Annotated in this window: 13 protein-coding genes; 7 read left to right on the forward strand and 6 right to left on the reverse strand. The window is 71.6% G+C overall.

All coding sequences use genetic code 11. The annotated features are described in order from the left end of the window. The first annotated feature begins 2 nt into the window (after positions 1–2). The gene (locus OJ997_RS37670) at positions 3–806 is read left to right on the forward strand and encodes a malate dehydrogenase (RefSeq protein ID WP_270026701.1); all 804 of its coding nucleotides are present in this window, start codon (positions 3–5) and stop codon (positions 804–806) included. Here OJ997_RS37670 and OJ997_RS18635 read toward each other — a convergent pair. Together OJ997_RS18635 and OJ997_RS18640 are read right to left on the reverse strand one after the other, a co-directional pair. Further along, complete coding sequence (locus tag OJ997_RS18635; RefSeq protein ID WP_270026702.1) at positions 788–1,522, reverse strand: FadR/GntR family transcriptional regulator; 735 nt, start codon at positions 1,520–1,522, stop codon at positions 788–790. The genes OJ997_RS37670 and OJ997_RS18635 overlap by 19 nt on opposite strands. 14 nt (positions 1,523–1,536) lie before the next feature. After that, on the reverse strand, positions 1,537–2,166 hold the full coding sequence (locus OJ997_RS18640) for a TetR/AcrR family transcriptional regulator (protein ID WP_270026703.1): 630 nt from the start codon (positions 2,164–2,166) through the stop codon (positions 1,537–1,539). A 191-nt stretch (positions 2,167–2,357) separates the two neighbouring features. On the opposite strand from OJ997_RS18640, the gene OJ997_RS18645 reads away from it, so the two are divergent. After that, positions 2,358–3,500, forward strand: a complete 1,143-nt coding sequence (locus OJ997_RS18645) for an HD domain-containing phosphohydrolase (protein WP_270026704.1) — start codon at positions 2,358–2,360, stop codon at positions 3,498–3,500. 1 nt (position 3,501) lies between these two features. On the opposite strand, the gene OJ997_RS18650 is transcribed toward OJ997_RS18645, so the two are convergent. After that, a complete protein-coding gene (locus tag OJ997_RS18650; RefSeq protein WP_270026705.1) occupies positions 3,502–4,353 on the reverse strand; it encodes an FRG domain-containing protein in 852 nt (283 codons plus the stop codon). A gap of 50 nt (positions 4,354–4,403) precedes the next feature. Between OJ997_RS18650 and OJ997_RS18655 the strand changes: the two genes are divergently transcribed. From OJ997_RS18655 to OJ997_RS18665, 3 genes are all read left to right on the forward strand, one after another. Continuing rightward, on the forward strand, positions 4,404–4,826 hold the full coding sequence (locus tag OJ997_RS18655; protein WP_270026706.1) for an SRPBCC family protein: 423 nt from the start codon (positions 4,404–4,406) through the stop codon (positions 4,824–4,826). 68 nt (positions 4,827–4,894) lie between these two features. Then, positions 4,895–6,406 (forward strand): alkaline phosphatase PhoX, encoded by a 1,512-nt coding sequence (locus OJ997_RS18660; RefSeq protein WP_270026707.1) that lies wholly within the window; start codon positions 4,895–4,897, stop codon positions 6,404–6,406. 89 nt (positions 6,407–6,495) lie between these two features. Beyond that, positions 6,496–7,179 (forward strand): SDR family NAD(P)-dependent oxidoreductase, encoded by a 684-nt coding sequence (locus tag OJ997_RS18665; RefSeq protein WP_270026708.1) that lies wholly within the window; start codon positions 6,496–6,498, stop codon positions 7,177–7,179. Here OJ997_RS18665 and OJ997_RS18670 read toward each other — a convergent pair. From OJ997_RS18670 to OJ997_RS18680, 3 genes are read right to left on the reverse strand one after another with little or no spacing between them, the layout of a single operon-like run. After that, on the reverse strand, positions 7,176–7,580 hold the full coding sequence (locus tag OJ997_RS18670; protein WP_270026709.1) for a PaaI family thioesterase: 405 nt from the start codon (positions 7,578–7,580) through the stop codon (positions 7,176–7,178). The genes OJ997_RS18665 and OJ997_RS18670 overlap by 4 nt on opposite strands. Positions 7,581–7,582: 2 nt before the next feature. Then, on the reverse strand, positions 7,583–9,403 hold the full coding sequence (locus OJ997_RS18675; RefSeq protein WP_270026710.1) for a feruloyl-CoA synthase: 1,821 nt from the start codon (positions 9,401–9,403) through the stop codon (positions 7,583–7,585). 50 nt (positions 9,404–9,453) lie between these two features. Further along, positions 9,454–10,830, reverse strand: coding sequence for an aldehyde dehydrogenase family protein (locus tag OJ997_RS18680; protein ID WP_270026711.1), 1,377 nt, complete (start codon positions 10,828–10,830; stop codon positions 9,454–9,456). A gap of 67 nt (positions 10,831–10,897) precedes the next feature. Here OJ997_RS18680 and OJ997_RS18685 point away from each other — a divergent pair, with 67 nt between their 5' ends. Beyond that, positions 10,898–11,827, forward strand: coding sequence for a Phenylacetic acid catabolic protein (locus OJ997_RS18685; protein WP_270026712.1), 930 nt, complete (start codon positions 10,898–10,900; stop codon positions 11,825–11,827). After that, positions 11,824–12,141, forward strand: a complete 318-nt coding sequence (locus OJ997_RS18690; RefSeq protein ID WP_270026713.1) for a metal-sulfur cluster assembly factor — start codon at positions 11,824–11,826, stop codon at positions 12,139–12,141. Before OJ997_RS18685 ends, OJ997_RS18690 begins: the two co-directional genes overlap by 4 nt. Positions 12,142–12,198: the final 57 nt, after the last annotated feature.

Genomic DNA, 12,198 nt, shown 5'->3' on the forward strand with positions numbered 1-12,198 from the left:
CGGTGCGGGTCGCGATCACGGGCGGGGCCGGCGGCGTCGGATCGGCGCTGGCCTACACGCTCGTGACGCGGCCCGAGCCGTTCGACGTCGTCCTGATCGACCGCGGGCTCGAGCGGGTGACCTCCCACGTGATGGACCTCGAGCTACTGCTCGAGGCCGGCGGCGTCCGCGCCGGCAGCTGCCCCGACGTCACGGACGGCGACGTGCTCGTGATCTGCGCGTCCGCCTCGCCGACGCGCGCGGCCGACAACGCGCCGATCATCGACGAGATCGCCGGCCGGCTCAGCGGCTGGGACGGTGCCGTGCTCGTGGTCACCAACCCCGTCGACGCGCTCACCGCCCGGCTCGCGCGCACGCTCGGCGACCGCCGCCGCGTGCTCGGCTACACGCTCAACGACACGCTCCGGCTCCGCGCCGCGCTGCCGGGCGGGAAGGACGTGTGGGTGCTGGGCGAGCACGGCGACGCCGCCGTGCCGATCTTCAGCCGCGTCCACCCGCCCGTCGACGAAGCGCGGCGCACCGACGCGCGCGCGTTCGTCCGTGGCTGGTACCGCCGCCACGTCGCGCTCGACGCCGGCCGCTCCTCAACCTGGACGAGCGCCACCGGGATCGCCCGCATGCTCGCCGCCATGGCCCGCGACGACGGCGAGCAGTGGGTCGCGAGCGTCCTGCTCGACGGCGAGTACGGGCTGCGGGACGTCGCCACCGGCGTGCCGGTGACGATCGGCCCGCGCGGGCTCGTCGCGATCCAGGAGTGGGAGCTCGCGCCGGACGAGCTCGCCGCGCTTCAGACGTCGCCGCGCTGAATCCGCATCAGGTACTCGATGTGCGCGCGCATCGCCTTCTCGGCGGCCGCGGGCTGCTTGCGGCGCACCGCGCGCTGGATGTCGCGGTGCTGGCGCAGGATCTCGTCGGCGTCGGTGATCGCGCCGATCTCCTCGATCAGCCGCGGCTGCAGCACCTCGAGGATCCAGTCGGTGAACGCCGTCAGCAGCTGGTTGTCCGCCGCCCGGGCGAGCGTCTGGTGGAAGCGCGTGTCGGCGTCGCTGAACGACGGCGTGCCGGACTCGTGCCCGGTGGCGTCGTCGATCGCCGCCTGCAGCTCGGCCGCGGTCTCGTCGGTGGCGTTGAGCGCCGCCAGCCCGGCCAGCGGCACCTCCAGGAACATCCGCGCGTCGAGCAGCTCGCCGAGCGAGACGCTCTCCGTGGCGAGCATCATCGAGATCGACTCGCTGACGTTGCGGCTCATCCCCTCACCCGCCGTGCGGGCGACGAAGATGCCGCCCGCGCGCCCGCGGCCGACGCGGATCAGGTGGGAGGAGGCGAGCAGCCGCAGCCCTTCGCGCAGCGTCGGACGGCTGACGCCGAACTCGGCGGCGAGCTCCTGCTCGGTGCCGATCCGGTCGCCCGGGCGCAGGCCCTCGCGCTCCAGGTAGCGGCGGATCTCGAGCGCGATCTGATGGCTGGCGTCGACGCTGGCGGGGGCGAATCGGGGCTCAGGGAGCTCTGACGCGGACGACATCTGGGGCGGCAATCCTAGGTCTCGAAGGCGGACAAGCCCTCGCGCAGGAACGCGAGAGCGGTTTCGAAGGCGTCGGTGGCCGCGGCGTGATCGCGCGCGGCGTACGCGTTGACGGCCAGCAGCGCGCTCACGACCGATTCGGCGATGAGCTGCGCGGGCAAGGAGTCGGGCTGTTTGTCGAGGTCCTGGGCGATGCCGCGGGCGACGTGGCGCTTCATCGGCCGCATGTAGCGCCGCTGCAGGCCCCACAGGTCCTCGTCGCTGGCGATCGCGGCCTCGCGCAGGCGCGGGAAATCGCCCTCGTCCTCGGCGCCCGGGTGCACGAGCCCGGCGTCGGCCCCGAGCTGGATCGACTCCTCGTCGCGGAGCCAGGCGCGCAGCACGTCGAACGTCTTCTCGTCGGGCGAGCGCTCCTCCAGCCGCAGCGCGAAGCGGTCGATCGCCGCCTGGTAGACGTCGAAGACGATCCCTTCCTTGCTGGGGAAGTAGGTCGAGACCGTGCGCGGCGAGACCTCGGCCGCCTCGGCGATCGCCGGGAGCGTGGTGGCCGCGAAGCCGTCCCGGGCGAACAGGTCCAGAGCCACCCGGGTGATCGTCGCCCGGGTGCGTTCCTTCTTGCGCTCACGCAAGTTCGAAGTGGCCACACGCCAACCATACCCCTACTGAGTGCAATTCAACGCAAATCTGCGCCCAATTGCAACTTTGCGATGGCTTGCAGCGTTATGCTGGTGGCACCCGCTCCCGATCCGATGACCAGATTGAAATGCTTGAGCTTGATCCCACCCGACATCACCCATCTTTGGGGAGTAGCGTGACCGGGGAAGGTCGTCGGGGCATGGTGATCAGCTCGCACCTGCAGCGCTTGAGCGCCTACAGCGCGCTTCTCGCCGAGGCACTGGACGTCGAAGCCGACGGCGTGCGCGTGGCGAGCCGGCTGCACGACGTCGGGATGGCGGGAACGGCCGACGCCGCCCTGACGAAGTCGGGCCCGCTCACGCGCGAGGAGCGGACCGAGATGCAGGAGCACACCGAGCTCGGATACGCCATGTTGGCGGGCTCCGGCGTCGACGTGCTGGAGATCGCCGCGGAGATCGCCCTGACGCACCACGAGCGCTGGGACGGGACGGGCTACCCGCGCCGGCTCGAGGGCGACGACATCCCGATCAGCGGCCGGATCGTCGCGGTCGCCGACGCCTTCGACGCGCTCACCACCGACCGCGCCTACCGCACCGCCGGGTCCGTCGAAGACGCCGTCGAGGTGCTCCGCGCCGAGCGCAACCGGCAGTTCGACGCGCGCGTGGTCGACGCGTTCCTCGAGCACCTGGACGACGTGCGCGCGATCCTCGCGGAGTTCCCGGCGCCGGTCGAGGTCGTCGACCCCGCCCGCGACGGCGACGGCGCGCCGATGACGCTGCAGGCCGCCGCCGCGACGCTCGCGATCTCCCCCTCACGCCTGCGCCGCTGGGCCGACGAGGGCCGGATCTCCGCCGTCCGCACGGCGGGTGGGCACCGGCGCTTCCCGCTCGAGGCCGTGCGCAAGCTCGCGGCCGAGCGCGGTGTGCGACCGAACGTCCGCCCGGTCGAGCCGCCCGAGGAGCCGCTGCCGATCCTCGCGCAGCAGCTGCGTGGCTTCGGGGCGCAGATGGTGTCCGCGGCGGCCGCGGCCGTGTACCGCGAAGGCCCGCACGGCTGGTTCGCCTCCGAGCTGGCGCGCGAGGACCTCCGAGAGTGGATGAGCACGCTCGAGACGGCGTGCGAGCGGGGCGTCTACCCGCCCGTGCTGCAGGCCTCCGACGCGCTGATGAAGCACGCGCACTCACACGCGGCGAGCCTGCTCGAGCGCCACGCGTTCCTGGAGCGCTTCGGCCAGGTCGCGGTGCGGGCGCTCGTCCGTGCCGGCGCCGCGCGGACCGAGATCGCGTACACGCGGCGGCTGTTCACCGCGCTCCAGCAGGGTCTGCTGGAGAAACGCGGCTGAATTACATGTGGTCGCCTTGCCCTGCCTCGAGCGGGGTCGGGCCGGCCATCGTCGCGCCGCCCTCCTGCCCGTCGGAGCTCGCGCGCGCCGGGCCGTAGTAGCGCCGCAGCCACGCGGCAAGCCCGTCGAGCCCGGGCATCAGCACGCGCTCGGTGATGTTCGCCTGGTCGAGGCGCTCGCGGATCTCGGCCTTCGCGTCGGGCGTGAGCAGCCACGCGTGCCACACGCCGGGGTTCGCGGCGAGCCACTGGTCCATGCCGGTGTTCGGGTCCGACATCGTCGACAGCACGGCGGACTGGTTGACGATCCGGTCGTCCAGCGACGGCGGCTCGAAGAACAGCACGAACGGCTCGCCCTCGCCGAAGCGGTCGAGCACGTCCAGCGACGGCGCGTGCGCGGCGAGCAGCTCGGTCGTGAACACGGTCGCGCCCTCCGAGCCCAGCGCGGTCTTGAGCCCGAGCGGGAGCAGCTCGTGGGCGGCGGCGCAGTCCACCGCCCACACCACGGCCTCGTCCTCCGGGTGCGAGGCGGTTGCGAAGTGCGCGGCCACGAACGGCGAGAACGTCCAGTCGAGCAGGCGTGTCGGCAGGCCGTGGTGCTGCGCGAGTGACAACCAGTCCCACAGCGTCGGGCCCGGCCGCTCCCGGTGCGCGTACTTGCGGAAGTTGCGGATCAGGTGCCGCTCCAGCCGCGACGAGTCCTCCCCCAGTCGCGCGAGGCTGGGCACGTTCGAGTAGCTCGAACGCGCCAACCCGCGGAACACGAGCGACGAGTGCACGCGCTCGTCGGAGCCCGCCGCGCCCGCCGTGGCCACCGCGTCGTCGAACTCCCGCCAGGACGTGATCCGTTCCACCCCATCAACGTATTGGGTAGAGCCAAGACATGGCGAGAAACGAGCGCTTCATGTCGGCATCCCCCGAAGCGGTGTGGGCGGTGCTCGCCGATCCTCCCTCGTATGGGCACTGGGTCGTCGGCTCCAAGTACATCCGCGGCGCCGACGACACGTTCCCGGCGGCGGGAACCAAGCTCCACCACACGATCGGCGTCGGCCCGCTGACGCTCGACGACCACACCGAGGTGCTCGAGTCCGACCCGCCCCGGCGCCTGAAGCTGCGCGCGAAGGGCCGCCCGCTCGGCACGGCGTCCGTCGTGCTCGAGCTCGAGCCGCTCGACGGCGGCACCCAGGTCACGATGCTCGAGGATCCCGACCAGCTCTGGACCCCGCTGAAGTACCTCCCGCCGGTGCAGATCGCGACCCGCATCCGCAACACGGAGTCACTGAAGCGACTCGAGGAGCTCGCCGTCGCGAAACCTAAAGCAACCTAAAAGGGTCAGACCCCTTTAGGTTGCTTTATCTTCTCGAGGGTCCTGCACGACCCTTGGGAGGGAGCGGCATGGAGACAGGGTTCGATCGGCGTACGTTCCTCGTGCGCACCGGCGGCGGGCTGATGAGCCTGGGCGCGCTCGAGCGACTGGTGGCGCGCGACGCTCGCGCGCAGGAGGGCCGCGGCGGCGGCGCGCAGCCGTACGGTCCGCTGCGCCGGACGCGCGACCAGCGGGGCGTCGAGGTGCTCGCGCTGCCCGCGGGCTTCACGTACGTCACGTTCAGCCACAGCGGCTCGAAGATGGCCGACGGCAACCCGACGCCGCTGGCGCTCGACGGGATGGGCTCGTTCCCGGGCGGTCGGCGGCGCGGCCATCACGGCACCGACCTCGTGCGGCTCGTCCGCAACAGCGAGGACCGCAACCCCGCGGGCACAGTCGGCGGGCTGCTCGGCGACCGCACGAAGGCTTACGACCCGACGGGCTACGGAGGGACGAGCACGCTGGTCTACGACGAGCGCCGGCGCGTGCTCGTCGAGGACTTCGTCAGCCTCAACGGCACGATCGTCAACTGCGCCGGCGGCATCTCCTACCGCGGCAAGTACTGGCTCACGGGCGAGGAGTCGGTCGGCGGCCCGGAGGCGTCCGACGCCACGCAGCGCTTCGCCAAGCGCCACGGCTACCTGTTCCAGACCCCGGTCGACCGCGACCCGGGCGAGCTCCGGCCGGGGGTGCCGATCAAGGCCGCCGGCCGCTTCTCGCACGAGGCCGCGGCCGTCGACCAGCGCACCGGCATCGTCTACGAGACCGAGGACCCGGGCTCCGGCGTCGGCGGGGGCTTCTACCGCTACACGCCCAAGCGCCCCGACGACCTGGCCGCGGGCGGCACGCTGGACATGCTCGCCATCCAGGGACGCCCGCAGATCGACCTGCGCCAGGGCCGTCGCCGCGGTGAGCGGCTGCCGGTCAGCTGGGTGCGGATCGAGGACCCGGACCCCGCCGTCATGGGCATCGCCGACCCCAGGAGCACGTTCAACCAGGGCTGGGCGAAGGGCGGCGCGAAGTTCAACCGGCTCGAGGGCTGCTGGGAGGACGACAGCACGATCTTCTTCGTCTCCACCAGCGGGGGCGACGCCAAGAACGGCGACGTCAACACCGACGGCTACGCGGAGGGCTTTGGGCAGGTGTGGGCGTACCGGGCCGAGCACCGGGGCGGCGGCACGCTGACGCTCGTGTACGAGTCGCCGTCCGGCGCCGAGTGCGACTCGCCCGACAACCTCACCGTCACGCCGCGCGGCGGGCTCATCGCGTGCGAGGACGATGCGTCGTCCGCGCTCGTGGACACGCACCCGCTCGCCCCGGGGATCGAGCACGTCAACCGCCTGATCGGGATCACGCCGCGCGGGCAGGCGTTCGAGCTCGCGGTCAACGTCCTCAACGGCTCCGAGCTGGCGGGCGTGAGCTTCAGCCCGAGCGGCCGGACGCTGTTCTTCAACCTGTTCGGCCGGGCCCGGTTCGACGAGGACCCGGTGGAGGGAATGACCTGCGCGGTGACCGGGCCGTGGCACCGCGGCCCCCTATAGGACAAGCGGCTGCGCGCCTTTGCGTCATGAGCAAGCAATAGGTGGGTAAGCCGTTCCGTATGACAGAACCGGACCGACCATTGGCGGTCGTGACCGGCGCCTCCAGCGGCATAGGGCTGGAGTTGGCTCGCCAGTTCTCCAAGCACGGCTTCGACCTCGTCGTCGCGGCTCGCGCACCCGCCGTCCATGCCGTCGCCGTCGACCTCGACGCCGAGTCCGTCGAGGTCGACCTCGCGACCCCTGAGGGCGTCCTCGCGCTGCACGAGCGCCTCCGGCACCGCCCGGTCACCGCCCTCGCGCTGAACGCCGGCGTCACCGCCCGCAGCGACGACCTCGACCGCGAGCTGGAGCTCGTCGACCTCGACGTCCGCTCGCTCGTGCACCTCGCGCGCCTGCTCACCGGCGAGATGGCGGCGCGCGGACGCGGACGCGTGCTGGTGACGGCCTCGATCGGCGAGGCCTTCCCCGGCCGATACCAGGCGGCGTACACCGCGAGCAAGGCGTTCGCCCGCGCGTTCGGGATCGGCCTGCGCCACGAGCTGCGCGACCACGGCGTCAGCGTCACCGTGCTCGAGCCGGACGCGCCCGCCGAGAGCGCGGCCCCGACCGACGCTCCCTCCCACGTCGCCTCGCAGGCCTTCGAGGCGCTGATGGCCGGCCGCGAGACGGTGGTCGCGCCGTCGATCACGAAGCAGGCCACGCACTTCGTCAGCCGCGTGCTGCCGGCCGCCGTGACGGCGCGCGTGAGCGGCCTGCTCAGCCGGCCCCGCTAGCGCGGCCGCACCGCGATCGTCACGCGGCTCACCGCGACGACCCGCCCCTCGCCGTCCGTGTGGTCGACGTCCCAGACCCAGGTCGTGCGCCCGCGGTGGCGTGCCCGGGCGCGCGCGGTGATCCAGTCGCCGCGCGCGGGCTTGAGGAAGCTCGTCTCGTTCGAGGAGCCCATCGCCGCGAAGCCGTCCGGATGCACGACCGCCACCGTCGCCTCGGTGGCAATCATCTCGGCCAGCGCCGCGTACGCGCCGCCGTGCACGAGCCCGAAGCGCTGGCGCACGCGGTCGGCGACCGGGAAGCGCGCCTCCGCCTCCCCGTCGCCGATCGACACCACCTGAAAGCCGAGGACGCCGTCGAGGCAGTCCTCCTCCCCGACGACCTCGCCGCCGACCTTGGGCATCCCTACGGGCAGATGATCACCTCCGCGCTCGGCCGCTCGGAGAACAGCGCGTCGACGAACGCGCCCCGCCGCTGCAGCGCCGCGCGCTGGTTGACGTAGCCCTTGTCGGTGATCTCGTTCGCGTCCAGCGACGGCGGCTCCGCCAGCAGCACGACGCGCTCCACGCGGGTCGAGGAGCCGGGGTGCTCGCGGTTGTAGGCCTGCAGCCGCTCACGCACGAACGCGTGGATCTTCGGCGAGGAGATCAGCGTCTCCATCTCCGCGTCCGCCGCCTCGCCGATCTCGCGCGCCGCACCCGGGTTCATCCACGCCAGCAGCCCCACGTAGTCGCGGTCGTGGCCGCAGACCACGGCGTCCATCAGCAGCGGCGAAGCGGCCGCGAGCGCTTTCACGCGCAGGGTCCCCACGGACACGAACGTACCGGTGAGCAGCTTGAAGTCCTCGACGACCCGACCGTCGAACACGACGCCCTGGTTGGGGTCATCGGGGTCCTCGAGCTTGCCCGCGTCCCCCGTCCGGTACCAGCCGTCCTCGTCGAACGCCTTCGCGGTGAGGTCGGGCTGGCCGAGGTAGCCGGGCGTGACGTTCGGGCCCTTCACGCGCATCTCGAGCTTGCCCTCGACCGGCACGAGCTTGAGCTCCACGCCCGGCACGGGCACGCCGATCACGCCCGCGCGGTCGATCGGGAAGTGGGCCGCGGTGGCCAGCGGCGACGTCTCGGTCAGGCCCCACGAGGAGGTCATCATCACCGGCTCGCCGCGCGCCTCGCGAGCGACCGCCTCCAGCCGCGTCCACAGGTCCTGCGGGAGCGCGGCGGCGGCGTAGAAGATCAGGTCCAGGCGCTCGAAGAACTTCGCGCGCAGCGCCTCGTCGCGCTCGAGGAACGGCAGCAGCGCGCCGTAGCCCGCGGGCACGTTGAAGTAGATCGTCGGCGCGACCTCCGTCAGGTTCTTGACCGTGATCGGCATCAGCGGCGGCGCCGGGCGGCCGGCGTCGATGTAGAGCGTGCCGCCGCGCTTGAGGATCAGGTTGAAGTTGTGGTTGCCGCCGAACGTGTGGTTCCACGGCAGCCAGTCCACGAGCACGGGCGGCGTGCCGGCCGTGAACGGCCAGATCTGCGCGAGCGACTGCTGGTTGGCGCCCAGCATCCCGTGCGTGTTGATCACGCCCTTGGGCATCGCCGTCGAGCCCGACGTGAACAGGATCTTGGCCACGCTGTCGGGACCGACGGACTCGAGCGCGTCCTCGACGTCCATCGACGGCCGCGTCTCCAGCAGCTCGCCGAAGTGCGTCGCGCCGGTGCCGCTGGAGAGGACGAGCTCGGCGCCGCCGAAGTCCACCGCGGACAGCACGCCGCTGAACGGCCCGGCGTCCGACGCGTACACGAGGCCGGGCTTCACGAGCGCCGCGATGTGCTTGACCTTGCTGTAGGTCTGGCTCATCAGCGAGTACGCCGGCGAGACCGGCGCGACGGGCACGCCGGCGAGGAACGCCCCTAAGGTCAGCAGCGCGTGGTCGATCGCGTTGCCCGACAGGATCAGCAGCGGGCGCTGGGGACCAAGGCCGCGGTCGAGCAGCGCCTGCGCGACGCTGTTCGCCTTGCGCCCGGCCTCACCCCACGTGAGCTCGATCCAGTCTCCCTCCGGACCGCGCTCGGCGAGGAACAGCCGGTCGGGAGCCTCGCGCGCCCAGTGGCGCAGCAGCAGGCCAAGGCTCGCCTCATAGGGCTCGAGCTCCACCTCCGACCGCAGGATCAGGCTGCCGTCGGGCGCGCCCGAGGCGACGATCCGGGGCGCCGCCAGCGCAGGCTGGACAACCGTCATCTCTCTCCCTCCTCCAATGAGCCTCTCTCAGGGCTCGAACATACAGCCACCTACGCCCGGCGAACCACCACTGACTTCTGGTCCGTGTAGTAGTCGAGGGCTTCCGACCCGTGCTCCTTGCCGTAGCCGGACGCCTTGAGTCCACCGAAGGGGAGCTCGTCGTAGACCTTGGTGCGCGAGTTGATCCACGTGTAGCCGCAGTCGAGCTCCGCGGCGGCGCGCTCGGCGCGGCGCAGGTCGCTCGTCCACACACTCGATCCCAGCCCGAACGGCGACGCGTTCGCCAGCTCGAGCGCCTCGTCCATGTCCGCCACGCGCCAGATCGGCAGCGCCGGCCCGAACACCTCTTCGACGGCCATCGGCGAGTCCTTGCCCGGCTCGACGACCACGGTCGGCTCGTGGAACCAGCCGCTCTCCAAGCCGTCCGGACGGCCGCCGCCCGCGACGATCTCGCCCCCGCTCTCGGCGATCTGGCGCTCGAGCTGGGCACGTTGGCGCTCACTGTGGAGCGGGCCCATCTGGCTGTCGGGGTCATCGCCGAGACCGAGGCGCAGCCGCTTGGCCTTGGCCGTGACCGCCTCGATGATCTCGTCCGCGACCGCGTCGAACACGTACAGGCGCTTGATCGCCAGGCACGCCTGGCCGCAGTTGTAGAAGCGGCCCATGGCGGCGGCGGACGCGGCGGCCTTCAGGTCGGCGTCGTCGCAGATGATCATCGGGTCGCTGCCGCCGAGCTCCAGCGTCACCCGCTTGGAGCCGACCGCCGCGAGCGCCGCGACGCGCTCGCCCACGGGCGTGGAGCCGGTGAAGGCGACCTTGCGCACGAGCGGGTGGCGGACGAGCGCCTCACCGGCCTCGGCCCCCGTGCCGGGCAGCACGGTGAACACGCCCTCGGGCACGCCGGCCTCGGCGATGATCTCGGCCAGCCGCAGCGTCGTGAGCGGCGTCGAGTCGGCGGGCTTGGCCACGACCGTGTTCCCGCACAGCAGCGCGGGCCCGAGCTTGTTGCACAGCAGCGTCGTCGGGAAGTTCCAGGGCACGATCGCGGCGACGACGCCGAGGGGGCGACGCAGCACCCGCGCGTCCACGTCCGTGTCGATGTTGTGCACCGAGATCGCCCGGACCTGGCGGGAGAGCCCCGCGTAGTGCTCGAGCGTGTCGGCCGCCTTGCGCAGCTCGATCTTGGCCTCGCGGATCGTCTTGCCCTGCTCGGCGACAAGGATCGGCGTGAGCTCGTCCACGTGGGCCTCGAAGGCCTTCGCCATCGCGTGCAGGACCTTGCCGCGCGCCTCGTAGCTGAGCCCGCCCCAGCCCTTCTGCGCGTGGAACGCGGCCTGCACCGCGCGGTCGACGTCCTCGGGCGTTGCCGCGGGCACGGACGCGACCGATTCACCCGTACCCGGGTTGACGATTTCAAGACTGGTCATTGACCCCGCTCAAGTTAGACGATACGCTCCCGCTCGTCAACATGTTGTCTCACGTTGGAGGAGAGCGATGACGGCGGTGGAGGAGCTCGCGCCCCGTAGCGAGGACGAGGTGCGCGCCCATCTGGCCGCCGGCAAGCTGGTCGAAGGGCTCCAGCACATGTCCCCGGAGTACCTGAAGGGGATCCGCCGCATCCTCACCGTCTCGGCCGACACCGAGCTCGTCTCCGCCCCCGCGTACCTGCGCGCCGCGGCGCACGCGCCCGCGCTGAACAACTTCGGCTCCGCGGTCTCGATCATCCAGGACGAGCTCGCGCACGCGCACATCGGGTACCGGCTGCTCGGGGACCTCGGCGTGGACATGCCCGCGCTGATCTACGAGCGCGAGGCGCGCGCGTTCAAGTACCCGTACGCCTTCGACGTGCCGCTGGACTCCTGGTACGAGCTCGTGCTGGCCAACGCGCTGTACGACCAGGCCGGGTTCGTGCTGCTCAGCGATGTGCACCAGTCGTCGACGTTCGGGCCGTGGAAGCGCGCGCTCGCGAAGGTGGACAAGGAGGAGACGTTCCACCTGCGGCACGGGCGCACGTGGGTGAAGAAGTTCGCCGCCGACGCGGACCACAAGCGCAAGCTGCAGTCCTCGCTGGACTGGATGTTCATCCTCACGCTCGAGTGGTTCGGGCTCCCGGACGCGCAGAAGAAGCACGGCATCCAGCTCGAGTACGGCTTCAAGGGCAAGACCAACGACGAGCTGCGCCAGGACTGGATGGGCCACGTGGTCCCGTTCATGGACGAGGTCGGGCTCAACGTGCCCGCGCACTTCGACGAGGAGACCCAGCGCTACGTCATCGACTGCCCGTTCCCGCAGGCCTTCGACTCCGAGAAGAAGGAGTGGGGCGGCGTCGAGATCGGCTGGGACGAGGTCATGGTGCGCTGGAAGGGCCGCGGGCCGATGAACGAGACCTACGTCGCCAAGCTGCAGAAGGGCTACCGCGGATGAGCGCCGCCGTCGAGGCCCGGTTGTGGGAGGCGCTGACCGAGGTCGAGGACCCCGAGATCCCGATCTCCGTCGTGCACATGGGGCTGATCGTGGCGATCGCGTATGCCGACGGCGTCGTCGACCTCAAGCTCACGTTCACGGCCATGGGCTGCCCGGCGATGGAGTTCATCCAGGACGACATCCGCGAGCGGCTGCTCGCCGAGCCGGACGTGGACGAGGTCCGGATCGAGATCGTCTGGGACCCGGTGTGGACGCGCAAGATGATCCGCGAAGAGGCGCGCGAGACGATGCGCGGCCTGGGGATCGTCGCGTGATGGCGACACTCGCCTGGCGGCTCGCGTCGCTGTCGAGTACTCGCCCCGGGGGCTCGT

The organism is Solirubrobacter phytolaccae, assembly GCF_027587195.1.
Lineage (GTDB): Bacteria > Actinomycetota > Thermoleophilia > Solirubrobacterales > Solirubrobacteraceae > Solirubrobacter > Solirubrobacter phytolaccae.

What these genes read in the sequence shown, in the direction of transcription:
- OJ997_RS18670 (WP_270026709.1), bottom strand. Translation starts at nt 7,580, where the DNA reads ATGCCCAAGGTCGGCGGCGAGGTCGTCGGGGAGGAGGACTGCCTCGAC.
- OJ997_RS18635 (WP_270026702.1), bottom strand. Translation starts at nt 1,522, where the DNA reads ATGTCGTCCGCGTCAGAGCTCCCTGAGCCCCGATTCGCCCCCGCCAGC.
- OJ997_RS18655 (WP_270026706.1), top strand. Translation starts at nt 4,404, where the DNA reads ATGTCGGCATCCCCCGAAGCGGTGTGGGCGGTGCTCGCCGATCCTCCC.
- OJ997_RS18675 (WP_270026710.1), bottom strand. Translation starts at nt 9,403, where the DNA reads ATGACGGTTGTCCAGCCTGCGCTGGCGGCGCCCCGGATCGTCGCCTCG.
- OJ997_RS18680 (WP_270026711.1), bottom strand. Translation starts at nt 10,830, where the DNA reads ATGACCAGTCTTGAAATCGTCAACCCGGGTACGGGTGAATCGGTCGCG.
- OJ997_RS18690 (WP_270026713.1), top strand. Translation starts at nt 11,824, where the DNA reads ATGAGCGCCGCCGTCGAGGCCCGGTTGTGGGAGGCGCTGACCGAGGTC.
- OJ997_RS18660 (WP_270026707.1), top strand. Translation starts at nt 4,895, where the DNA reads ATGGAGACAGGGTTCGATCGGCGTACGTTCCTCGTGCGCACCGGCGGC.
- OJ997_RS18685 (WP_270026712.1), top strand. Translation starts at nt 10,898, where the DNA reads ATGACGGCGGTGGAGGAGCTCGCGCCCCGTAGCGAGGACGAGGTGCGC.
- OJ997_RS18645 (WP_270026704.1), top strand. Translation starts at nt 2,358, where the DNA reads ATGGTGATCAGCTCGCACCTGCAGCGCTTGAGCGCCTACAGCGCGCTT.